This window comes from Citrobacter sp. B72 (genome assembly GCF_016894305.1).
Classification (GTDB): domain Bacteria; phylum Pseudomonadota; class Gammaproteobacteria; order Enterobacterales; family Enterobacteriaceae; genus Citrobacter; species Citrobacter portucalensis.
Genome location: NZ_CP069801.1, coordinates 4,907,502 through 4,931,201 on the forward strand (window position 1 = coordinate 4,907,502; position 23,700 = coordinate 4,931,201).

General features: G+C 54.1%; 22 protein-coding genes. 6 read left to right on the top strand and 16 right to left on the bottom strand.

Going from position 1 to position 23,700, the window contains the following annotated elements:
• Positions 1 to 84: 84 nt before the first annotated feature.
• Positions 85 to 2,346, bottom strand: coding sequence for a 5-methyltetrahydropteroyltriglutamate--homocysteine S-methyltransferase (gene metE / locus JQN59_RS23480; RefSeq protein ID WP_149608249.1), 2,262 nt, complete (start codon positions 2,344 to 2,346; stop codon positions 85 to 87).
• 235 nt (positions 2,347 to 2,581) lie between these two features.
• Here metE and metR point away from each other — a divergent pair, with 235 nt between their 5' ends.
• The gene (gene metR / locus JQN59_RS23485; RefSeq protein WP_071445972.1) at positions 2,582 to 3,535 is read left to right on the top strand and encodes an HTH-type transcriptional regulator MetR; all 954 of its coding nucleotides are present in this window, start codon (positions 2,582 to 2,584) and stop codon (positions 3,533 to 3,535) included.
• On the opposite strand, the gene JQN59_RS23490 is transcribed toward metR, so the two are convergent.
• The 3 genes from JQN59_RS23490 to pldB all read right to left on the bottom strand — a co-directional run bounded on the left by JQN59_RS23490 (position 3,423) and on the right by pldB (position 6,234).
• Positions 3,423 to 4,322 (bottom strand): carboxylate/amino acid/amine transporter, encoded by a 900-nt coding sequence (locus tag JQN59_RS23490; protein WP_008787092.1) that lies wholly within the window; start codon positions 4,320 to 4,322, stop codon positions 3,423 to 3,425. The genes metR and JQN59_RS23490 overlap by 113 nt on opposite strands.
• A 79-nt stretch (positions 4,323 to 4,401) precedes the next feature.
• Positions 4,402 to 5,202: a sugar/pyridoxal phosphate phosphatase YigL gene (gene yigL, locus JQN59_RS23495; protein WP_008787091.1), complete on the bottom strand. Its 801-nt coding sequence runs from the start codon at positions 5,200 to 5,202 to the stop codon at positions 4,402 to 4,404.
• Between the two features lie 15 nt (positions 5,203 to 5,217).
• The gene (pldB, locus tag JQN59_RS23500) at positions 5,218 to 6,234 is read right to left on the bottom strand and encodes a lysophospholipase L2 (protein ID WP_003017911.1); all 1,017 of its coding nucleotides are present in this window, start codon (positions 6,232 to 6,234) and stop codon (positions 5,218 to 5,220) included.
• A 110-nt stretch (positions 6,235 to 6,344) separates the two neighbouring features.
• On the opposite strand from pldB, the gene rhtB reads away from it, so the two are divergent.
• Together rhtB and JQN59_RS23510 are read left to right on the top strand one after the other, a co-directional pair.
• On the top strand, positions 6,345 to 6,965 hold the full coding sequence (rhtB, locus tag JQN59_RS23505; protein ID WP_003828938.1) for a homoserine/homoserine lactone efflux protein: 621 nt from the start codon (positions 6,345 to 6,347) through the stop codon (positions 6,963 to 6,965).
• Positions 6,966 to 7,127: 162 nt separating this feature from the next.
• Complete coding sequence (locus JQN59_RS23510) at positions 7,128 to 8,012, top strand: Rpn family recombination-promoting nuclease/putative transposase (RefSeq protein WP_008787090.1); 885 nt, start codon at positions 7,128 to 7,130, stop codon at positions 8,010 to 8,012.
• A 38-nt stretch (positions 8,013 to 8,050) separates the two neighbouring features.
• On the opposite strand, the gene rhtC is transcribed toward JQN59_RS23510, so the two are convergent.
• The 3 genes from rhtC to pldA all read right to left on the bottom strand — a co-directional run bounded on the left by rhtC (position 8,051) and on the right by pldA (position 11,520).
• Positions 8,051 to 8,671: a threonine export protein RhtC gene (rhtC, locus tag JQN59_RS23515; RefSeq protein ID WP_003828942.1), complete on the bottom strand. Its 621-nt coding sequence runs from the start codon at positions 8,669 to 8,671 to the stop codon at positions 8,051 to 8,053.
• Between the two features lie 61 nt (positions 8,672 to 8,732).
• Positions 8,733 to 10,562 carry an ATP-dependent DNA helicase RecQ gene (gene recQ, locus JQN59_RS23520; RefSeq protein WP_149608250.1) on the bottom strand — a complete coding sequence of 610 codons (1,830 nt, stop codon included), beginning with the start codon at positions 10,560 to 10,562 and terminating at the stop codon, positions 8,733 to 8,735.
• Positions 10,563 to 10,650: 88 nt separating this feature from the next.
• Positions 10,651 to 11,520, bottom strand: coding sequence for a phospholipase A (pldA, locus tag JQN59_RS23525; RefSeq protein WP_003828947.1), 870 nt, complete (start codon positions 11,518 to 11,520; stop codon positions 10,651 to 10,653).
• Positions 11,521 to 11,685: 165 nt separating this feature from the next.
• On the opposite strand from pldA, the gene yigI reads away from it, so the two are divergent.
• Positions 11,686 to 12,153, top strand: coding sequence for an acyl-CoA thioesterase YigI (gene yigI, locus JQN59_RS23530; RefSeq protein ID WP_003017917.1), 468 nt, complete (start codon positions 11,686 to 11,688; stop codon positions 12,151 to 12,153).
• A 51-nt stretch (positions 12,154 to 12,204) separates the two neighbouring features.
• Positions 12,205 to 13,098, top strand: a complete 894-nt coding sequence (gene rarD / locus JQN59_RS23535) for an EamA family transporter RarD (protein ID WP_048215218.1) — start codon at positions 12,205 to 12,207, stop codon at positions 13,096 to 13,098.
• Positions 13,099 to 13,171: 73 nt separating this feature from the next.
• Here the strand turns inward: rarD and corA are convergent, their stop codons facing one another.
• The 8 genes from corA to lptM form a co-directional block, all read right to left on the bottom strand.
• Complete coding sequence (gene corA / locus JQN59_RS23540; protein WP_003017920.1) at positions 13,172 to 14,122, bottom strand: magnesium/cobalt transporter CorA; 951 nt, start codon at positions 14,120 to 14,122, stop codon at positions 13,172 to 13,174.
• A 154-nt stretch (positions 14,123 to 14,276) separates the two neighbouring features.
• Positions 14,277 to 14,333 (bottom strand): YsgD/CorL family protein, encoded by a 57-nt coding sequence (gene ysgD / locus JQN59_RS27070; RefSeq protein ID WP_212723238.1) that lies wholly within the window; start codon positions 14,331 to 14,333, stop codon positions 14,277 to 14,279.
• A gap of 247 nt (positions 14,334 to 14,580) precedes the next feature.
• Positions 14,581 to 16,743, bottom strand: coding sequence for a DNA helicase II (gene uvrD / locus JQN59_RS23545; protein ID WP_003828957.1), 2,163 nt, complete (start codon positions 16,741 to 16,743; stop codon positions 14,581 to 14,583).
• Between the two features lie 88 nt (positions 16,744 to 16,831).
• Entirely contained in the window at positions 16,832 to 17,548 is a 717-nt protein-coding gene (gene yigB / locus JQN59_RS23550) for a 5-amino-6-(5-phospho-D-ribitylamino)uracil phosphatase YigB (RefSeq protein ID WP_032945701.1), read from the bottom strand.
• Positions 17,548 to 18,450 carry a tyrosine recombinase XerC gene (gene xerC, locus JQN59_RS23555; RefSeq protein WP_048227524.1) on the bottom strand — a complete coding sequence of 301 codons (903 nt, stop codon included), beginning with the start codon at positions 18,448 to 18,450 and terminating at the stop codon, positions 17,548 to 17,550. Before xerC ends, yigB begins: the two co-directional genes overlap by 1 nt.
• Positions 18,447 to 19,154, bottom strand: a complete 708-nt coding sequence (locus JQN59_RS23560; RefSeq protein WP_008787084.1) for a DUF484 domain-containing protein — start codon at positions 19,152 to 19,154, stop codon at positions 18,447 to 18,449. Before JQN59_RS23560 ends, xerC begins: the two co-directional genes overlap by 4 nt.
• The gene (gene dapF, locus JQN59_RS23565; RefSeq protein WP_003017933.1) at positions 19,151 to 19,975 is read right to left on the bottom strand and encodes a diaminopimelate epimerase; all 825 of its coding nucleotides are present in this window, start codon (positions 19,973 to 19,975) and stop codon (positions 19,151 to 19,153) included. The genes JQN59_RS23560 and dapF overlap by 4 nt, the downstream gene beginning before the upstream one ends.
• Before the next feature lie 49 nt (positions 19,976 to 20,024).
• A complete protein-coding gene (gene lptM / locus JQN59_RS23570; RefSeq protein WP_003017937.1) occupies positions 20,025 to 20,228 on the bottom strand; it encodes an LPS translocon maturation chaperone LptM in 204 nt (67 codons plus the stop codon).
• A gap of 138 nt (positions 20,229 to 20,366) precedes the next feature.
• On the opposite strand from lptM, the gene cyaY reads away from it, so the two are divergent.
• Complete coding sequence (gene cyaY / locus JQN59_RS23575) at positions 20,367 to 20,687, top strand: iron donor protein CyaY (protein WP_003828967.1); 321 nt, start codon at positions 20,367 to 20,369, stop codon at positions 20,685 to 20,687.
• Between the two features lie 75 nt (positions 20,688 to 20,762).
• On the opposite strand, the gene cyaA is transcribed toward cyaY, so the two are convergent.
• Positions 20,763 to 23,309, bottom strand: coding sequence for a class I adenylate cyclase (gene cyaA, locus JQN59_RS23580; protein WP_032934207.1), 2,547 nt, complete (start codon positions 23,307 to 23,309; stop codon positions 20,763 to 20,765).
• Positions 23,310 to 23,700: the final 391 nt, after the last annotated feature.

Sequence of the window (23,700 nt, forward strand, 5' to 3'; positions counted from 1 at the left end):
CGGTGGCAGCGACGCCTGACCGGGCCTACAACTATTGCGATTTCCTGTAACCCGGGTAAGCACCAGCGCTTCCCGGGCACCGAATTACGCCTGACGCAGATTCTGCGCCGCTTTGACCATGTTCGCCAGCGCGGCACGGGTTTCCGGCCAGCCGCGGGTTTTCAGGCCGCAGTCCGGGTTCACCCACAGACGTTCTGCTGGAATGCGCTGCTCGGCTTTCTTCAACAGGGCTTCAATCCACTCCACGCTCGGAACGTTCGGCGAGTGAATATCGTATACACCCGGCCCGATTTCATTCGGATAGTCGAACTCTTCAAACGATTCCAGCAACTCCATATCAGAGCGCGAGGTTTCAATGGTGATCACGTCCGCATCCAGCGCCGCAATGGAGTCCATGATGTCGTTGAACTCGCAATAACACATGTGGGTGTGGATCTGGGTTTCATCCTTCGCTACCGCCGCGTTAATGCGGAAGGCCTCCACTCCCCACTCCAGATACGCCGCCCAGTCGCTGCGACGCAGTGGTAAACCTTCGCGCAGTGCCGGTTCATCAATCTGGATGATGCCGATACCCGCCGCTTCCAGATCCGCCACTTCATCACGCAGCGCCAGCGCGATCTGCTTCGCGATGGTTTCACGCGTCACGTCTTCACGCGGGAATGACCAGCAGAGAATGGTCACCGGACCGGTCAGCATGCCTTTTACCGGTTTGTCGGTCAGCGACTGGGCATATTTCGCCCACTCCACGGTGATCGCTTCCGGGCGGCTGACGTCGCCAATCACCACCGGCGGCTTCACGCAGCGAGAGCCGTAGCTCTGCACCCAACCGTTCTGGGTAAAGACGAAGCCGTCCAGGTGTTCGCCAAAGTATTCGACCATGTCATTACGCTCGGCTTCACCGTGTACCAGCACGTCGAGACCAAGACGTTCCTGTTCAACAATCGCCTGTTTAATATGTTCCGCAATTCCAGTGCGATAGTTACCAGCATCCAGGTTGCCCTTTTTGAAGTCCAGGCGCAGGCCGCGAATTTCTGTGGTTTGCGGGAATGAACCGATAGTCGTAGTCGGCCATGCCGGCAGATTAAAGCGGGCACGTTGCGCCTCGGCACGAACCGGATAAGCGTTAGCGCGCTGGCTGTCCTGGGCGGTGATTGCCGCCAGACGTTTTTCCACTGTGGCGTTGTGTACGCGGGTAGAGTGACGACGAGCCTGAATCGGTGCGCTCCACTCGACAATTGCTGCCGTATCACCGCTATTCAACGCATCGCGCAGCAGCGCCAGCTCGCCGCACTTTTGCAACGCGAAGGCAAACCAGATCTTCACTTCTGCATCAAGGCGGGTTTCCACACTGAGATCGATTGGGCTATGCAGCAGGGAGCAGGAAGAAGCCACCCACAGGTTACGTTTCCCGACGATATCTTTGATTTGTGCGTATTTTTCGCTGAGATCGGCACGCCAGACGTTGCGGCCGTTCACCAGCCCCGCTGACAGCAGCCAGTCGGCTGGCAGACGCGTGTGCAGCTCGGCTGCATCATCTTTGCCGTGCACGAAGTCAACGTGCAGCCCCTGTACCGGCAGGGCGGTAATGGTATCCAGGTTTGGCGTTACGCCTTCGAAGTAAGTGGTCAGTAGCAGCTTCACCTGACCCGTCAGCACGTCATAAGCAGGTTTGAAGGCGTCCAGCCACGCTTGCGGCAGCTCCAGTACCAGCGCGGGTTCATCAATTTGCACCCACTCAATACCGCGTTTCGCCAGCTCGCCCAGCACCTGCTGGTAAACCGGCAGAATGTCGTTCAACAGGCTCAGGCGGTCAAACTGTTCGCCTTTCACTTTACCCAACCAAAGGTAGGTTACCGGCCCCAGCAGCACAGGCTTCACCTTGTGACCGAGCGCCAGCGCTTCGTCCACTTCATCCAGCAGTTGGGTCCAGGTCAGTTTAAACTGCTGACCTTTAGTGAACTCTGGCACCATGTAGTGATAGTTGGTGTTAAACCATTTGGTCATTTCTGCCGCCGCCGCGGGTTCACCCGTTGGTGCGCGGCCACGGCCAATGCGGAATAAGGTATCGATATCGACCGAGCCGTCTTTATTTTGATGGCGAGCCGGAACGTTGCCGAGCAGCAGGCTGGTAGTCAGCACGTGATCGTACCAGGCAAAATCACCCACCGGCAGCAGGTCAACGCCCGCCTGCTTCTGCTGATCCCAGTGGCGGGCACGCAGCTCGCGGCCAACGGTCAGCAAATCTTCACGGGAAGAATTTCCCGCCCAGTAGCTTTCTTGCGCTTTCTTCAACTCGCGACGCAGGCCAACGCGAGGGAAACCGAGGGTGTGATTCAATATTGTCATTTTTCTTCCTCTAATTATATGTAAATCCTATGGATTTTGAATTTAGGGAAGGCGGCAAGTTTACTCATCCCCAGGAGCTTACTGAAGTAAGTGACTGGGGTGGGGAAACGAAGCCAACGCACCATAAATTTAAAAGACGAAGGATTTTAGCCGTCCAGATGTTTACACATCCATAATTGGCGGTTACTGTATATTCCTCAAGCGCAATTTGTTCATGCCGAAGTGAAGGACTTTCATGATCGAGATTAAACACCTGAAAACGCTCCAGGCGTTGCGGAATAGTGGTTCTCTGGCAGCCGCAGCGGCGACGTTGCATCAGACCCAATCCGCCCTTTCTCACCAGTTCAGCGATCTGGAGCAGCGCCTTGGCTTTCGACTTTTTATCCGTAAAAGCCAGCCTCTGCGCTTTACGCCGCAGGGAGAAATCCTGCTGCAGTTAGCCAATCAGGTGTTGCCGCAAATTGGTCGTGCGCTGCAGGCCTGCAACGAACCGCAGCAAACCCGGCTGCGAATCGCGATTGAATGTCACAGTTGTATTCAATGGCTGACGCCCGCGCTGGAGAATTTTCGTGCCAACTGGCCGCAGGTGGAGATGGACTTTAAATCCGGCGTGACGTTCGATCCGCAACCAGCGCTACAGCAGGATGAGCTGGATCTGGTGTTAACCTCCGACATCCTGCCGCGCAGCGGATTGCACTACTCACCGATGTTTGATTTTGAAGTCCGCCTGGTACTGGCGCCTGACCATCCGTTGGCCAGCAAAACACAAATCACACCGGAAGATTTGGCCAGCGAGACGCTGCTCATTTACCCGGTACAGCGGACTCGACTGGATGTATGGCGGCATTTCCTGCAGCCTGCAGGCGTTAGTCCGTCGCTGAAAAGCGTGGATAACACCTTGCTGCTGATTCAGATGGTTGCAGCCAGAATGGGTATCGCGGCATTACCGCACTGGGTGGTGGAGAGTTTTGAACGCCAGGGCCTGGTAGTGACCAAAACCCTGGGTGATGGATTGTGGAGCCGACTGTACGCCGCCGTGCGTGATGGCGAGCAGCGACAGCCGGTCACAGAAGCGTTTATTCGCTCAGCGCGGAATCACGCCTGCGATCACCTACCGTTTGTACGGAGTGCGGAACGACCCACTTTCGATGTACCCACAGTGAAGCCACTATCACAGCCGCACCAATGATGAAGCTTGGCCAGTGAGGTTGTTGATGCCAGATAGCCAGGTTAACCAGCAGTCCGGCAGGGACATGCATATTGTTCATGATGCCCAGCGTGCCCGCATCCACCTGGGTCGCGCCGTAGTTCCACATAAAGTAACCAATGCCGGACGCCGCCACGCCAAGAAAGACCAGAATTCCCCACTGTAGCGTGGTTGCAGGCATTTTCTGCGCATTGCCCAGCATGAACCAGGCCACGACAGCCACCATAAAGGCGCCCATATAAAACCAGGCAAAGGCGTTGTGCTGCGGCATTGGCCGCGTCTCCATCAGACGTTTATAGCCCACCATACCAATGGCAAAGCTGATATTGGACAACTGCACCAGCAGCAGACCGGTCCAGAAGTGGCTGGTCACCTGATCGTAACGAATGATCCCCGCGCCAATCACCGCCAGTAACGCACTAAAGGCGTAACTCCAGCGCAGACGACGTCCGCTCATCAGATCATAAATCAGCGTAATGTAGAGCGGCGTCAGCACGGTAAAGAGCAGCAGTTCTGAAACCGTCAGGTACAGATAGGCGTGAAAACTCAGCATGTACATAATGCCAAGCTGCATGGCCCCCACCAGCATATACAGCCCGATCGTTTTTACGCTGTGCCCACGAGTACGTAGAAACGGCAGGAACACCAACGCCGCCAGCCCAACGCGCACCAGCACCGCAAAATAGCTATCGACATGACCGGCAAGGTACTCGCCAAACAGGCTAAAGGAAAAGGCCCACAGAATTGTGGTAATGATGAGTAACGCCACAATGGATGTCTCTTAACAAAAGGTACACCCATTGTAGCGGAGTTTTTAGTTGACAACTGGTCAGCTAACGAACAGAAGGTTACTGCAAAAACAGTTCACGCAGATAGTGTGGCACGGCATCGTCGGCATTAAGACCAATGACTTCCAGTTCCGGGTGCAGATCCTTCAGGCGCTGGTGGGCGTTGCCCATGATGCAGCCTTTACCTGCCATGGAGAGCATTTCCGCATCGTTCATCCCATCGCCAAAGGCGATGCAGTCTTTCAGGCTGTAGCCCATCGCTTTTGCTACCGCTTCCAGCGCATGACCTTTCGATACGCCGCCAGCCATGACTTCCAGACAGGTAAGCGTAGAGAAGCTGACGTTGACGCGATCGCCCCAGCGGGCGTTGATCGCCTGCTCCAGCGGCAGTAGCCTTTCGTGAGAGTCGGTGGTGAAGAACACTTTGCTGACGCCCTCAGGCTCCAGTAATGCAGGTTCAAACAGTGAATAGTTAAACACCGCTTCTTTGAAGAAACGCATTTCGTCCGGACGATGGCGATTCATAAACCACTCATCATCACGATATACGTTGGTCACGATGTCCGGGTTTGCATTCACTACGCCAAACAGGTCGCTGGCAATATCGCGATCCAGGTTATGGGAAAACACCAGATTCCCGTCAGAATCATGCACGCGCGCGCCGTTGGACGTGATCATGTAGGTTTTAATGCCGAGGTTATCGCGAATTTGCCCCACATCAACATGATGACGGCCAGTCGCAAACACGAAGTTAACGCCGCGAGCGGTCAATAACTTCAGCGTCTCTTTGGCATAAGGGGACAGAGTATGGTCGGGAGAAAGCAGCGTACCGTCTAAATCAGACGCAACAACCTGATACATAAGAAAATTCAACCTCTAGGCAAAGCGGGTTCCGCTGGATGAGTTATGCTTGTCGAAAAATTCGACAATAGCGTTAAGCGCGACTGAGCGCATGGCGTCCTTTTCAAAAAGGATCTCATGGTACGCGCCTTTGATGACAAGCGGCTGCCCCCCTTCTACAGGATGGCCTGCTGCGGCGCGGAGTTCACAAAAACGATCGTGCATGCGGTTATCTACCACACGCTCTTCTTCAGCCTGAATCAGCAGCGTCGGCGTCGCATCATCCCCGGCGCCAGCCAAAACCTGTTCGCCAGCCAGAATCCCTTCACGTACCCAGTGATAGGTGGGACCGCCAACGCGCAACCGCGGCTCATCAGCATAAAAGCGCAGATTGCGCCGATAGCGCTGTCGACTATGGGTTAACGCATTCATACCGAACGGCAGCGCCCGCCAGCGCCCGGTTCCCATCGCATAGCCTTCGCGGATCCGCGGATGCCCTTCGGCCCAGTCCAGTATATGGCGCACCATCCAGTCGGGAAAGCGCATCACAATACCAAACATCGGTGCGCAAAGCGCGATGGCATCACACTGATTCGGGTGGCGTTGCAGGAATAACGTGGCAATCGCCCCGCCCATTGAATGCGCCAGGATATAGCGTTTTCTCCACGGGCCGGGTAGCACTTCCTGCTGCCAGAAGGCGGTTAGATCGTCGACATAATCATTAAAGTTATCGACATGACCGCGGTGCGGATCCGAAAGCATACGCCCGGAACGCCCCTGGCCACGGTGATCGATAATGAGAACGTCAAAACCAGAATGAAACAGGTCATACGCCAGTTCAGCGTATTTCACGTAGCTTTCAATGCGTCCAGGACAGACGACGATGACGCGATCGTTTTTTTCTGCATGAAAACGAACAAAATGTACGGGAATATCATCCACGCCCGTAAATTCCGCTTCTTCCCGCTGACGCCAGAAATCTGTCAGTGGCCCCATGGAAAAAGCAGCAAACGCGTTTTCTCTTGTTTCCCAGTCTTTTTGCTGCTGAAACATCGGGTATCCAGCCTCGCTGACCAAGTAAAATCGTTTTTTTCGCCGTCACTGACACAACCTAACGGCAGTAGCGTATTGTGGCATAAAAATAGACAATCCGGGAGTTTCTCATGACCTTTGAATGGTGGTTCGCCTACCTGCTGACCTCTATTATTTTGAGCTTGTCCCCAGGCTCTGGCGCTATCAATACCATGACCACCGCCATCAGCCACGGATATCGCGGTGCCAGCGCGTCGATTGCGGGTTTGCAGACCGGGTTGGGTATTCATATCGTTCTGGTTGGCGTAGGACTGGGAACGCTATTTTCACGTTCGGTGATCGCATTTGAGGTGCTGAAGTGGGCGGGAGCGGCCTATCTGATTTGGCTGGGTATTCAGCAATGGCGCGCGGCGGGTGCTATCGATCTGAATACCATGGCGAATACGCAATCGCGCAGCCGGCTGTTCAAACGCGCGGTCTTTGTTAATCTGACCAATCCCAAGAGCATAGTTTTTCTTGCCGCTCTGTTCCCGCAGTTCATCCTGCCGCAGGAACCGCAGTTGATGCAGTACGTGGTGCTTGGCGTCACGACCATCGTGGTCGATATCATTGTGATGATCGGTTACGCGACGTTGGCCACGCGCATTGCTGGCTGGATTAAAGGGCCAAAGCAAATGAAGGCGCTCAACAAAGTGTTTGGCTCGCTGTTTATGCTGATAGGCGCCCTGCTGGCATCGGCAAGGCATGCCTAGCAAATGGAACGTCGCTCGCAATGAAATGCTATCTGTAAGAGCCTCTGAACATGGCTTTTCGTACTTCGCCGCAAAGGGAGAAAAGCCTTTTATCCTGTACTGTTAGACGTTGATTGCTAATGCCAGAATGCTGCCATATTCACCACTCACGGATGATTAACGATGGCGGAAGTAACAACACCACATGACGCAGTATTTAAAACCTTCCTCTCCCGCGTGGAAACCGCGCGGGACTTTATCGAACTTCATCTTCCTCCCTCGTTAATCAAAATATGCAAACTGGAAACGCTCCGTCTGGAATCAGGCAGTTTTGTGGAGGACGATCTGCGTCCCTATTTCAGCGATATTCTCTACTCACTGGAAACCACCAGCGGACATGGCTATGTACATGTGCTCATTGAGCATCAAAGCTCACCGGATAAGCACATGTCATTTCGCCTGATGCGCTACGCTATCGCAGCGATGCAGCGTCATCTTGAGGCTGGAAACGACACTCTGCCGCTGGTTATTCCAGTGCTCTTTTACCATGGCAAGCAAAGCCCATGGCAAGGCTCAATGAACTGGCTGGATCACTTTGAGGATTCTGGAACCGCCCTTCAACTTTACAGCACACCATTTCCGTTGGTGGATGTGACGGTTATTCCAGATGATGAGATCATGCAGCATCGCAGTATGGCAGCGCTGACATTAGTACAAAAACACATTCGCCAGCGCGACATGGCGCAGTTGCTGGATAAACTTACCCGCCTGTTTATGCTGGAGAAGATGAGCGGACAACAAATAACCGTGCTGGTAAACTACATGGTGCAAGCAGGGAATACACAAGATGTTCAGACATTATTGTATAAGCTGGCACAGCGGGTGCCGCAGCATGGAGAAAAACTGATGACAATGGCGGATCAACTAAAGCAGATAGGCCGTGAAGAAGGGAGGCGCATTGCCCTTACTGATGTAGCAAAAGCGATGCTCAAGCGAGGTCTTGATACCGACGCGATTATGGAAATGACCGGCCTTTCGAAGGATGAGCTACAGAAGCTTGCGCAATAAGCCGCATACCGCCTGGGACTCCCAGGCGGGCAACAAACTTAGCGCGAAATAATCAGATGGATACCGAAGCCTGCGAACAGCGCGCCGGCAAAACCATCAATCCACTTCGCCAGACGCTGATAGCCACGACGCATTTTCGGGAGCGCAAACAGGCTGGCGACCACGGTAAACCACGCCAACGTTTCCACGATAATCAGAGCAAAGATCCCCCAACGCGCGCCCGTTCCCACGTTGTCGCCAACGAACAATGAGAAGACGGAGCCAAAATAGATAATGGCTTTAGGGTTCGCCAGGTTGGTCAGCAGACCTTTCAAAAAGCTGCGTCCGCTCTGCGCCAGCTCCACCTGCGGAGTGGGCGCGGCAACATCCTGTTTTTTAAACGCGCCGCGCAGCATCTGATAACCCATCCAGCACAGATACAGCCCCCCGCCTACCATAATAATGGTATGCAGCCAGGCCATTTTTTCGATAATCAGATGCAGGCCGAGCAGTGCCACGCCAGCCCAGACCATGACGCCGCAGGTAATGCCCAGCACGCCCATCATAGCTTCTTTGCGCGAACGGCTAACCGCAGTTTGAGAAACAAAAAAGAAATCGGGACCGGGGCTCATCAGCGCAACGATATGCACCAACGCAACGGTGAAAAATAGCGTTAACATAAAAATGACTCGGGGGAATAGTTCAGTGAGTCACCATCCTGGCACTTTTTTGCCCGGCTGACTACTCTTCGTCGTCACCATCAACGTGTGCGCGAATAAGCGCCATAAACTCTTTACCGAAACGCTCAAGTTTACGCATCCCCACACCGTTGACGCTCAGCATTTCGCTCGCTGAAACCGGCATCTGTTCGGCCATTTCAATCAGCGTGGCGTCGTTGAACACCACGTACGGCGGGATGTTCTCTTCGTCGGCAATGGCTTTACGCAGCTTACGCAATTTGGCGAACAGTTTGCGGTCGTAGTTACCACCGAAGGATTTCTGCATCGCACGCGGTTTCAGCGCCACAATACGCGGTACAGCAAGCTGTAACGCAACGTCACCGCGCAACACCGGACGCGCGGCTTCGGTTAGCTGTAACGCGGAGTGATGAGCAATATTCTGCGTCACCAGGCCCAGGTGAATAAGCTGGCGAATAACGCTCACCCAGTGTTCGTGGCTTTGCTCGCGACCAATGCCATAGACCGGCAGTTTGTCATGAGCCAGTTCGCGAATACGCTGGTTATTCGCTCCGCGCAACACTTCCACGACATACCCCATGCCGAAGCGTTGGTTAACACGGTAAATCGTCGACAGCGCTTTGCGCGCATCCATGAGTCCATCATACTGTTTTGGCGGGTCAAGACAGATATCGCAGTTACCACACGGCTCCTGACGCCCTTCGCCAAAATAGTTCAGCAGCACAAGACGACGACAGGTTTGCGCCTCGGCAAACGCCCCCATCGCATTGAGCTTATGCCGTTCGATATCCAGTAGTTGCCCAGCGGGTTTCTCTTCGAGGCAACGGCGTAGCCATGCCATATCAGCCGGATCGTAAAACAGCATCGCTTCCGCGGGCAGGCCATCACGCCCGGCGCGGCCGGTTTCCTGGTAATAGGATTCGATATTGCGCGGAATATCGAAATGCACCACGAAGCGTACGTTCGGTTTGTTGATCCCCATACCGAACGCCACGGTCGCCACTACGATTTGCAGGTCATCACGCTGGAATTTCTCCTGCACCTCGGCGCGTACGGCGTTTTCCAGCCCGGCATGATAAGCCCCGGCGCTGATGCCACGGCTTTGCAGACGCGCGGCGGTGTCTTCGACTTTGGCGCGACTGTTACAATAGATAATGCCAGACTTACCGCGCTGCTCTTGCACGTAGCGCATCAGCTGATCGAGCGGCTTAAACTTCTCCATCAGCATGTAGCGAATGTTCGGGCGGTCAAAGCTGCTGATCTGAATTAACGGATCGTTCAGTCCCAGCAGACGCACAATGTCCAGCCGGGTTGTCTCATCCGCGGTCGCGGTCAGCGCTACGAACGGCAGCGTCGGGAAACGCTGACGTAACTGGCCCAGCGCAGCGTACTCGGGGCGGAAATCATGCCCCCACTGCGAAATACAGTGCGCTTCATCAACCGCCAGCAGCACCGGATTCCAGTGCGCCAGATGCTCAAGGAAGTTATCCAGCATCAGGCGTTCGGGCGCAATATACAGTAAGCGAATCTGCCCGCTGCGACAGCCCGCCATCACCTCAAGCTGTTGTTCACGACTTTGAGTAGAATTCAGGCACGCCGCCGCCACGCCGTTGGCTAGCAGTTGATCGACCTGATCTTTCATCAGGGAAATCAGCGGGGAAACAACAACGGTGAGTCCGTTTAGCAATAATGCGGGAATTTGATAGCACAGGGATTTACCGCCGCCGGTCGGCATAACGACCAGGCAGTCGCGACCAGAGAGCACGGTATCAATGATTTCTTCCTGACCGGGGCGAAACTGTTGGTAGCCAAAGGTTTCCTGCAAAACCTGTTTAGCGCCCATTTCCAGATTCAACACTTCCGCCTGCGCCACATTAACCCCATTCGCCCGAAATAAAAACAGGCGCTATTTTCAGCGCCTGAGAGAGAAACTGCAATGATTAAAATACTCTCAATACTTATCAGAAGATATCGTTGAGCATCACGCCCACACCGACACGCGTCTGATTGAAGTTGTAGTCAATCAGCGATTCACCGTAACCACTGTAGACCTGAGTGTATAGACGCACATGCTTCGTGATGGGGTAACTGGCCCCCAGCTCTGCGCCGCCGTAGCCGGTATTCCAGTTGTACTGGCCTTTCACGCTGATAACCGCGTCACCCAGGTGATACCCCATTTTCAGCTGATAGTAGCCCATGTATTTAGTGATATCAGGGTTATCGTCGGTGCTACCAATCACGTACCACGGCTTAACTTCCACCAGCCAGTTACCATTTTCAGCCATCAGACGGGTATAAAGACGGTTCCAGCTACGTGACGTGGGATCGGAACGGCCGTTGGAGTCATGGTTATAACCCATTTCGACATCACGAAGCGTCCAACCGGCAAAGCGATAGTCGGTGGCGAAACCGAGGAACAATTGCGGTTCGTAGTTGGTTTCGCGAAACGGTGAAGACTCTTCACTGTTCGAAAGCTGCCACCAGGACTTCTGGGTATAGGAACCGCCAAGTACCGAGTTTGGGCCTAATATCCCGCGCCAGAGCGGAAACGCCAGGCTTAGCTGAAACTTAACTTCATCTTTGCGCGCATTTTCGGACCAGCTATAACTGCTGATCGCCTCTTTGTTCATGTCGCTGGTATTGGTGTAAATAAGATAGTTGGTGTCATAAGGATAAAGCGTGAAAGGGTTGTCATGTTCCTGCAGCATATTGGCGATAATACTGCCACGAACCGCCGGTGCATCATGAATCTCTTTCACTGTCGCTTCCTGCGCATAAGCGGTCAACGGCAGCATAATTGCTGGTAGTAACCATCCCAGAATCGCCCGCATCGGTAATGTTCTCCTGAACCAAAATATTGATGAATTGTATAATTATCTGGCAAGTATTCTACATACTTAGCTAGTTCCTCGTTAGTTATCCCGTCCTAAAGTAGAAAACAACAAATAATAAGCATAATATCAACATTTCATTAACCACCAAGATGTAGGGATCGTATGTCTGCCGTACTTACTGCTGAGGAAGCGCTGAAGTTAGTGGGTGAAATGTTTGTCTATCATATGCCGTTTAACCGGGCGCTGGGACTGGAGCTCGAACGCTATGAGAAAGAATTTGCTCAATTAGCCTTTAATAACCAACCGATGATGGTCGGCAACTGGGCGCAAAGCATTCTGCATGGCGGCGTGATCGCCTCGGCGCTGGACGTCGCCGCCGGGCTGGTATGCGTTGGGAGTACGCTGACCCGCCATGAAACGATCAGCGAGGACGAACTGCGTCAGCGGATGTCACGCATGGGTACAATCGATTTGCGTGTTGATTATCTGCGCCCCGGAAGAGGGAATCGCTTTACCGCCACCAGTAGCCTGCTGCGGGCGGGTAATAAAGTCGCTGTTGCGCGCGTGGAATTGCATAACGAAGAACAGCTTTATATTGCCAGCGCAACCGCCACTTATATGGTGGGGTAAGTGCCTAAAAAAAGGTAAACTGCTGTTACATTTCTGCAATGAGTTTTCCCGATGGATGCTAAACAAACGCGGCAGGGCGTGCTACTCGCTCTTGCTGCTTATTTTATTTGGGGTATCGCTCCCGCCTACTTCAAGCTGATTTACTATGTCCCGGCGGATGAGATCCTGACGCACCGTGTCATCTGGTCATTTTTCTTTATGGTGGTACTGATGAGCATCAGCCGCCAGTGGTCAGGCGTCAAAACGCTGCTACAAACGCCAAAGAAGATCTTCCTGCTGGCGCTCTCTGCAGTGCTCATCGGCGGAAACTGGCTGCTGTTCATTTGGGCGGTCAATAATCACCATATGCTGGAAGCCAGCCTCGGCTATTTTATTAACCCACTGGTGAATATTGTGCTGGGAATGCTATTCCTCGGTGAGCGCTTTCGTCGCATGCAGTGGCTGGCGGTACTGTTAGCCGCCTGCGGCGTGCTGGTACAGCTGTGGACCTTCGGATCGCTGCCAATAATCGCGCTGGGACTGGCGTTCAGCTTTGCGTTCTATGGGCTGGTGCGCAAGAAGATTGCCGTCGAAGCACAAACCGGCATGCTGATCGAAACCCTGTGGCTTTTACCTGTCGCCGCCATCTATCTGTTTGGCATTGCGGACAGCTCAACCAGCCATATGGGGCAAAACCCCATCTCGCTCAACCTGCTGCTGATTGCCGCGGGTGTCGTGACCACCATTCCGCTTCTGTGCTTTACCGGCGCGGCAACCCGCCTGCGTCTGTCCACGCTGGGATTCTTCCAGTATATCGGGCCTACGCTGATGTTCCTGCTGGCCGTCACCTTCTATGGTGAAGTTCCGGGAACGGATAAAATGGTCACGTTTGCGTTTATCTGGGTGGCGCTGGCGATTTTCGTGATGGATGCGATTTATACGCAACGACGGGTTCGTCGGAGCTAGGGGAGTGCCGGATGGCGCTTCGCTTATCCGGCCTACAAAAGCACATCGCCGTAGGCCGGATAAAGTACAGTGATTACAGCCAGTTCTTGCGCTTAAAGTACAGATACGGCGCCAAACCCGCGAGCATCATAAAGACAATCGCGCCCGGGTAACCGAAGCTCCAGTGCAATTCCGGCATAAACTCAAAGTTCATCCCGTAGCTGGAAGCCACCAGCGTCGGCGGCAGGAATACCACAGAAACCACCGAGAAGATCTTGATGATGCGGTTCTGCTCGATGTTGATAAAACCCATCGCCGCCTGCATCAGGAAGTTAACCTTCTGGAACAGCGATTCATTATGCGGCAGCAGTGACTCGATATCGCGCAGGATCTCACGCGCCTGCTCCAGCTGACTGCCCGGCAAACGCGCTTTACGCACCAGGAAGTTCAGCGCGCGCTGGGTATCCATCAGACACAGACGTACCTTCCAGCCGATATCTTCCAGTTCCGCCAACGTCGACAGCGCTTCGTCATACTCATCGCCCTGACGCCCTTCCATGATCACACGGCTGAGTTTTTCCAGGTCGCTGTAGATGTTTTCGATTTCATCTGCCAGCTGTTCAATTTTGGTTTCGAACAGGTCGAGCAACAGCTCGTAAGCGTTACCATCCACCATCGCCTGGTTACGCGCACGCATGCGGTACAGGCGGAAGGCCGGCAGTTCGCGCTCGCGCAGAGTAAACAGGCGGCCTTCGCGAATGGTAAATGCGACGGTTGAGTTACCCGCGTGATCGTCGGCGTCTTCGTAAAAGAAGAAGGAGTGGATGTGCAGACCGTCTTCGTCTTCAAAAAAACGTGCGGATGCTTCGATGTCTTCCAGTTCAGGGCGCGTAGCCAGATTCTGGCCCAAGTCCTTTTGCACACGGTTTCGTTCTTCGTCATCCGGCTCGACTAAATCGACCCAAACCGAACTGGCCAGGTGTTCGATCTCGTCTGCCTCAAGGCGAGTTAAACGATTGTTTTCCAGTTGAAATGCGCTCAGCATGACCGGGACTCCCAATGCAAAAAATTATCGGACAGTTCGGAGGGCACACAGAAACAAATTGGGTTTCAGACCATTAAACAGCCTGACTCAGCGCGACGGGAAAAAACAGAAGGTCGCTGACAACCGCGAAGGCTATCAGCAAAAAGGGATAGCCTTAGGAGTTGATCCTGGATGACAGGATAATGAGCCAGTATCTACTGGGTGTGTCCAAGGCGAATGTCCTCTTAGCGTAATCGTGCGCGCATGTTACGCCAGCAAAATTTTGACGTCAACACGCAACGGATGGCGAAAAAGTAATAATTTCCCCTTATACAGAAAGGTTAGCAGAGGGGAATTATTTATCTATGATTTCAGAATATTAACCGACAGATAGCCGGATGGCGGCTTCGCCTTATCCGGCCTACAAATCAAAATATTACGTTCCGCGTAGGCCTGATAAGCGCAGCGACATCAGGCGATCATACCGTTTCCAGTCTGGCGTAGGCGGCAACCAGCCATTTGATCCCCTGCCCCTGGAACGCGACCTGCAAACGACTGTGTTCGCCGCTTCCTTCCAGGTTGACGATAGTGCCCTCGCCAAATTTAGCGTGGCGCACTCGCTGGCCGAGCTTATAGCCGGTATCATTTTCCGCCATTGGCGTACCCATCCGCTGATGGCTCACCGGTCGGCTGACAGTGGCGCGCAGGCGAACCTCTTCAACGCACGCTTCCGGCAGTTCGCCGATAAAGCGCGACGGACGATGGTAAACCTCTTTGCCGTACAGACGACGCGTTTCGGCGTAGGTCAGCGTCAGCTTTTGCATCGCGCGGGTCACACCTACGTAAGCCAGACGGCGCTCTTCTTCGAGGCGACCACCTTCGTCCAGCGACATCTGGCTGGGGAACATACCTTCTTCCATCCCGACGATAAACACCTGCGGGAACTCCAGACCTTTCGCCGAGTGCAGCGTCATCAGCTGTACCGCATCCTGCCAGGTATCCGCCTGCCCTTCGCCCGCTTCCAGCGCGGCGTGAGACAGGAACGCCTGCAGCGGCATTAAGTCTTCGTCTTCTTCGTTGTAGCTGAACTGGCGCGTTGCCGTCACCAGTTCGTCTAAGTTTTCGATACGCGTCTGGCCTTTCTCGCCTTTTTCCTGCTCGTACATCATGCGCAGGCCGGAGTCTTTAATCACCCGGTCAGTCTGCACGTGCAGCGGCATATCGGCGGTCTCCTGCGCCAGTGCGTCAATCAGCTCCATAAAGCGCTGTAAGGCGCTGGCGGCGCGACCCGCGAGGGCTTTTTCCTGCAACAGCTCACGACAGGCCTGCCACAACGTTAGCTGGCGGTCACGGGAGGTCTGACGCACCACATCTAAAGTACGATCGCCAATCCCGCGGGTGGGTGTATTCACCACACGTTCAAATGCGGCGTCGTCATTGCGGTTGGCGATCAAGCGCAGGTAAGAGAGCGCATCTTTGATTTCCTGGCGTTCGAAGAAACGCATCCCGCCATAAATCCGATACGGCATGCTGGCCTGTAACAACGCCTCTTCCAGTACGCGCGACTGGGCGTTGCTGCGATACAGAATGGCGCATTGCTCCAGCGCACCACCGTTGTCCTGCCAGGTTTTGATGCGATTGACCACGAAGCGCGCTTCATCGAGTTCGTTGAACGCGCAATACAGCGAGATCGGTTCGCCGTCGACGCCATCGGTCCACAGCTTTTTACCCAGACGCCCGTTGTTGTTTTCAATCAGGGCGTTGGCCGCGCTGAGGATATTGTTAGTCGAGCGGTAGTTCTGCTCCAGGCGAATAGTTTCTGCGCCGGGGAAATCAGTGAGGAAGCGCTGGATGTTCTCCACCTGCGCTCCGCGCCAGCCATAGATCGACTGATCGTCATCGCCGACGATCATTACCTTGCCGGTATCGCCCGCCAGCAGGCGGATCCACGCGTACTGAATGTTGTTGGTATCCTGAAATTCGTCCACCAGGATATTGGTAAAACGTTCGCGGTAGTGCTGCAGGATATGCGGTTTGTTGAGCCACAGCTCGTGGGCGCGCAGCAGCAGCTCGGCGAAATCCACCAGCCCCGCGCGGTCACACGCTTCCTGGTAAGCCTGATACACTTTCTGCCAGGTTTGCTCAACCGGGTTGCCGTAGCTTTGCAGATGATGCGGACGCAGCCCTTCGTCTTTCTGGCTGTTGATGAACCACATCGCCTGACGCGGCGGCCACTGCTTCTCATCAAGGTTCATCGCCTTGATCAGACGCTTGAGCAAACGCAGTTGGTCTTCACTGTCGAGGATCTGAAAATCCTGCGGCAGGTTCGCATCCATATGGTGCGCGCGCAGCAGACGGTGGGCCAGACCGTGGAATGTCCCCACCCACATACCGCCCTGGCTGGTTCCCATGATCTGGCCGATACGGTGGCGCATTTCCGCCGCCGCTTTGTTGGTAAAGGTCACCGCCATAATGGAGTACGGCGAGTTGTTCTCAACCGTCAGTAACCAGGCGATACGGTGCACCAGCACGCGCGTTTTACCACTCCCCGCGCCTGCCAGAACCAGCATGTTGCTGCGTGGCGCGGCCACCGCTTCACGCTGTTTATCATTAAGGCTGTCGAGCAGGTAAGAAACGTCCATTGGCACCGCCGCGTAAAAGTAGGTAAGGCGGATAAGCGTAGCGCCATCCGCCAAAAAGCTGGGTATATATACAGAGTTCTGCTGGTGATTATATCAGCGAGGTCAGAGATGCCAACTGTGAAATTTCGATATGCGGCAGCAAACGACTGTCTGCGGTTTGCATCAGGTCGGCATTTTCCGGTTTGATCCAGCAGGCCTGCATACCACAACGGATGGCGCCCGCGACGTCCGTCGTCAGGTCATCACCCACGTGCAGAATCTCACCCACAGGCATTTTCAGTTTTTCCGCCGCCAAGGTGTACATGTCGCTAAAGGGTTTTGATCGCCCGTCGGGACCGGCGCGCAGCACAAACTCAAAGTAATCACCCAGGCCAAACAGTTCCGGCTGCGCGTTACCGTTGGTGATCGCCACCAGCGGCCATTTGCGAGCTAGCGCCTTCAGCGTGTCATGCGTCGTCTGCGGGACTTCAATGCGGCTACGCCATTTGGCAAAATTCATCATCGCCGCATTCGCCCCCATTCTGGCTTCTGCCGCTGACAACCCCGCCTCCAGCATAGCGCGCTCTACGGCACGGTGACGCCATTGGGTAACATCGTGGTAGATTTCCGGCTCGGCGTCGCGTACGGCCTGGCGTAAGCGCTGTAGGTCGCTATTTTGCAGCGAATTCAACGCCGGATGGTAATTCTGTACAAACGCGAGCGCTTCCTGCTCGGTGCGTGTGATAACGGGACGGTTATCGTAAAGGGTATCATCAAGGTCAAAGGTGAGCGCAGAAATGCGCCCCAAAGGCCGGTAAAAACGCATTATTTCCCCCGTTTGGCGCGCGGATGCGCCGCATCGTACACTGAAGCCAGGTGTTGAAAATCAAGATGGGTATAGATTTGGGTCGTGGAGAGATTGGCATGCCCCAATAACTCCTGCACTCCGCGCAGATCGCCGCTCGACTCAAGCATATGCGTCGCAAAGGAGTGACGCAATTTGTGGGGATGTACGTGGCTGTTCAGCCCCTGCTTGATACCCCATTCAGCAAATCGTTTCTGCACGTTACGCGCCGAGATACGTTTGCCCAGTTTGGACAGAAATAGCGCATCGTCATCGCTGCCAAATAGCCCGCGTAGATCCAGCCAGTGCTCAATCCACGCCACCGCGTTGCGGCCAATCGGCAGACGACGCTCTTTACTGCCCTTACCCATCACCCACACTTCGCCGGTGTCGAGGTCGAGATGTTTAATATCCAGCCCAACCAACTCAGATAAACGCAGACCCGCGCCGTACATCACTTCCAGCATTGCTCTATCGCGCACAGCAAGGGGATCGTTGAGATCGATATCCAGCAGACGATTAACATCGTCGACATCGATATTTTTAGGGAGATGACGCGGTGCTTTCGGCGCGGAAACGCTTTTTGCCGGATTAGCTTTCAGCTCGCCCTGATTAACCAGCCAATCGAAGAAACTGCGTAACGCGGAGAGACGCAGTGCCAGACTCGCCGGCCCCAGTCCTTTACGACGGCTGCGAACAGCAAAACTACGTACCATCGCAGCATCACATTGTTGCCAGCTTTGCAGACCGGTCTCTCCGGATAACGCAATGATGGCATCAAGCTGACGCTGATAATTAAGCAATGTGACCGGGCTAAGCTGACGCTCAACGCCCAGATAGCGCAAAAAGCGCGCCACATCCTGAGAAAGGGGTGAATCGGTCATACGCGTTCAATCCAGCGCTCCAGCAGTTCCGGCAACATCAGCGAGATTTCCTGCAGCAATTGCGTGCCTTGCCCCTGCTGGTAATGATTAACGTCACGGCTGCTAAACAGCATCACGCCCAGAGAGCCATCTTGCCCGAGCATCGACATCGCTACCGAGCCTATGGCTTTCGCCTCCGGCATCATGACCAGCAATTCCGGACCATTGAGCGGCCCAAGATAGTGCTGTGACTGACCCAGACGCTGGATACGCAGCGGTTCAAAAGCCTGACGGCTTAATGCCAGATGGGTGAATTTTGATGGCGCGCCAAGTCGCCAGCGATCCGGGAACAGACGAACCGTCGCTCCGGCCAGCCCTAACTCACGCGCCCAGCGATGAAATCGCATCAGCATGTCGTCAAGACTGCTGGCCGACACCAGCCGCCCTTGCAGATTTAACAGACGATAGAACAGGCTTTCATTGGCGTTGGCTTGTTCCATCAACAACGCCATGTTCTCTTCCAGCACGTTAATATGATTACGTGCCCGCGCCATATGCCATTCCACTAAAGAGACCGTGCCCCGCACTGGGTGCGGAACTCGCATCGCTTCAACGGCCTGGGCATTACGGATAAAAAACTCAGGATTACGTTGCAGGTAATCGACGACCGCCCGGTCGTCCAGCTCCATGAGCGTTTCCTGTAGTTCTTCCCCTGGTTGCTTCATAAGTGAATAAATCCGTCGTAGACATGTGCCGCCGGGCCAGTCATATACAGCGGATGACCCGGACCTTTCCAGGCGATATCAAGTCGACCGCCCGGTAATTCCACCCTCACTTCTTCTGCCAGCAGACCCTGCTGGATACCGACCGCAACGGCAGCGCACGCACCGCTGCCGCAGGCCTGCGTTTCACCCGCGCCGCGCTCATAGACGCGCAGTCGGATATGTTCGCGTTTTACCACCTGCATAAATCCGATATTGGCGCGTTCAGGGAAGCGTTCGTGGCTTTCCAGAACCGGTCCCAGTGTTTCTACCGTGGCCGTATCAACATCATCAACCTGAATCACGCAGTGCGGGTTCCCCATTGAAACCACGCCGCACAATACTGTCTGTTCGGCCGCGCGCATAATATAGGTCTTCTCTGCTTTGTTAGCGCGAAAAGGAACCTGCGAGGGTTCAAAATTGGGTTCGCCCATATTCACCCGCACCAGCTCGTCGTCGGTTACGGTTAATACCATACGACCATTCGCGGTACTGACGCGAATATCACGTTTATTAGTCAGCCCTTTCAGGCGAACAAAACGGGCAAAACAGCGGGCGCCATTGCCACACTGTGACACTTCACTGCCGTCGGCATTAAAAATACGGTAGTGGAAATCCAGCTCCGGATCATACGGAGGCTCAACCACCAGCAGTTGATCAAATCCAACGCCGAGATGTCTGTCGGCCAGGCGGCGGATCAGCTCTGGTGAGAAAAAGACATTCTGCGTTACCGCGTCGACGACCATAAAATCGTTGCCAAGGCCATGCATTTTAGAGAATTGCATCATTCACTCCGTTCACGCGGGTACAGAAATGTAAAATCTATTCCTGCCGTTAGTAATTCACCTGAGAAGGCCCATCACTAATCCCACGATCGTTTTTCTCAGGCGTGGTGGATTGCGATTGCGGCTGAACGCTCTTGGTCGGAGGCGGCGCGGTTTTATCAGCTGGCGGGAAATAGAGCGGGCCTTTTAACCCACAGCCCGTCAGGCTGAACAGAGTAAAAATGACAGCGAGTGGCTTTAACACGTTTTTCATTATGGATTGCCTGTAAAGTTCATGCTTTCTGTTTTCTATCATCGCAGGAGAAGGCGTAAAAGCAAGAGTTTGGCTAAAAACTGCATCGCGATTTATTCCACGTTATACTGCGGGCATCACGAAAAATAGGATAAGAAAATGAACGACAGTGAATTTCATCGCCTTGCTGACACCCTGTGGATGACCATTGAAGAACGTCTGGATGACTGGGATGGCGACAGCGATATCGATTGTGAGATCAACGGCGGCGTGCTGACCATCAGCTTCGAAAACGGCAGCAAAATTATCATTAACCGTCAGGAGCCGCTGCACCAGGTGTGGCTGGCGACCAAACAGGGCGGCTACCACTTTGACCTGAAAGGCGACGAGTGGATCTGCGACCGGAGCGGCGAAACGTTCTGGGATCTGTTGGAACAGGCGGCAACGCAGCAGGCGGGTGAAGAGGTGAGCTTCCGTTGATTTATTTGCCGGATGCGCTTTGCTTATCCGGCCTACTGTAGGCCCGGTAAACATAGCGCCACCGGGCAAGTTAACTCACGAGAAATACTGCTGTAACAGCGGCGTGTCGTTGTCCTGACTGGCTGGCGGGACAGCGCTAATCGGCTGGGTGCGGAACGGAATCACCTGCGCGCGCCCGTCGGTTTTCACAATCTGATAGAACTGCGGCAGGTTAAAGTTGATGAAGCTGGAGCCGTAGGTAAAACGATCGTGCGACGATGAGTAGAAACGGCTGACGTCGCGTACCAACTCCTCTTTGCTACCTTCGCAGTGGTGATACACCTCGGCCCGATTGCTTTCGTCCAGAATGTAGATATTAAAGCCCTGCTCATCACCCGTTTCTTCGAAAAAGAACTGAATAATCCCTTCGCTGGCAAAACCGTCGACCACCGACGGCAGTTTCACATGGTTGGTCTCAACCTGGACGGAAAGCCCGTGCAGTTTGTTATGTGAAATTGCGCCATAGAATTCAATTGCGTTTTCCAGCTTCTGTACCGAAACGTTCAGGCGCTCGAAGAACAATCCCCACGTCTGGCCGGAAACACGCAGCGCTTTGAAACGTCCGGTTTCCTGACGGGTGCTGGAGAGGCGTAATTCGATGCACTCAGACACCAGTTGCTGGACGCGGGTGCGAATTAAACCGCGCAGATGCTGGCTATAGCAGAAGACCTCGACGCTATCTGGCGGCGCGGCATCCTGGTGCATTTTGCCCAGAATCGTTTTTAACGCTTCAATCATCGCCTGCTCGCCGTTGAAGTGCAGCGTACGCACTTCATTCCACGAGTTGCGGTACAGCAGGTCGACGCTTCCTACCAGGCAATTTTGCTCTTCGCCAAAGCTGAAGACGTCCAGCTTACGGAAATCAAAATGTACCACCTGATTGCGAAACGCTGCCGTTGGGTCATATTCGAGGTTAACGATGATCGCCAGATGGCGAATTTCGCATGGGCTATAGAGCGCTTTCGGCGTTGGCGCAGGCAGTCGCAGCGGGAAGTGGTGCGACACGTCGGCGACCATTTCCTGCAGCTTCGGCAAATCAACAATGCCGTTGCCCTTAATAAACAAATGCGTACGCGAGGTCAGCAGGCCATTGAACCAGGCCCACGCCACCAGCTTGTTGAGATAGCGGTTATATTCCAGCGGCTGATGGCTGATGATCGAGTCCATGTTAGGCGCGCGGTTGTAGAGATACCAACCTGAACGGTTGGCACGACCCGGCGGTACATGGATAAAGGTCAGATTCGGTTCCGAGAGATCCGGAGATATCTGCGGGTTCACCAGCGTGACTTTACCCGGCAACGCTTCAAACGCGGCATACAGCTTACGGGTCAGCACGCCGATATCCTGCGGGCTGGCGCTGACGCTGAGGTTATTGCGCCGCGCAAAGCGGATCAGGTTACGATAGCTCTGCATCATCGCATCGAGCAGTTCGTTATGTGCTTCGCGTACCTGGTCAATCTTCCAGTTAGCGCGGTTATCCAGCATGGTCAGACGGGCGTCATCCCAGCCCCACTCTTTCACTAACTGACTTAATACTTCACGACGCCAGCCCACGCAGGCGCGCTCACGGCTCAGTTTCTCACACACTTTTAAGTAGAAACATCGACGCACTAAATCCAGGCGCGTCGGATCTTCGATCGCCGTGAGGTACTCGGTAACGCGCTCCAGCATCATGCAGTAAGGATCGAGACCAAAAGAGACGATCTCGCCGTCATGCAGGCGCTGTTTAATATCTTTCGCCAACAGGCGTGGATTTGGGTATTCCCAGGAATAGGCTTCCAGCAGCAGCGTTTTCAGCACCGCTTTGTACGGGGAGTCGATACTCTTGTACAACTGCCAGAGGCTGGCGCCAAAGTACTCTTCGGCGGAAAGCGAACTGAGCCCGCCGAGATCTAGCCATTCGTTTGGCGTTAACACCCCCTGTGCGTAGAGCGTCATGACGTAATCGTCGTAATGCTCTTCTTCGTCGCCCGGCACCATATTCCACAGAATACGTTTACCCGCGAGGCGCACAGCGGTGCGATAGAATTCATCAAGCAACAGGATATGCTGCGTCGAGCCACAGTCTTCACCACCCAGACTGCCGCTTTCATTGTGACGGAAACGGTTTTCATCAATCAGGAAGAAACTGACTTCAACGCCCAGCGAAGCGGCCCAGCTTTCCAGCAGGCTACATTTTCGCTGCAGCAGCTGGCGCTCTTCGCTATCCAGCCAGGATTGATGGCAGACCCAGATATCAAGGTCAGAGGAACAGCTTTGCCCTACCGAAGAGGTGCTACCCATTGAGTAAACGCCGGTGATCGGCAGTTCGCCCTTGGGAGGATCCTGCGGCGACATACCGCGGTACAGTTCCAGTTCGTTCAGGTAGTGGCGTTGGGTTTCATCAGGCGTGTAAAAGCATATGCCTTTGGGAACGTTACCATCGAGGTAACCCGGCATCAGCGGATGGTGGTAGTGCAATAATGTCGGCAGCAGACTGTATACCTGCTGGAAGGCAGGTCCCATGGCAGCAAGCGCGCGATCCACACGCAGTTGATTTATGGCATCCAGTCTCTGTTTCAGAGTCTCAATATAGAGGTACAAGACGTATCGCCTGATGTTGCTATCCGTCATGTTGTCGATTGCCGCGGCGCAAGCGCTCACAATAATCGCCATCAATTCGGATAAACCGTATGTCAAAAATAACCGTTACCTGTTTTTCGCCCATATTTTTTTATGCTGTTCAGCCGAAAAAATGGTCTAAAACGTGATCAATTTAACACCTTGCTCATTGACCGTAAAGAAAGATGCGCTACATACAAGTGTAGCACCGTTCGTTACGTGTAAATTCCTTCATACGGTCGGGAGGTTTCTCGTCATTATTCACTGCCAGTGATGATGCAGCGCCTTTTCCTCTCACTTACGTTTGAGCGTAACGCTGACATCCCTTTGATAAGGATGTTAGGATGGTCAATGATTGATAATGACGGTAACA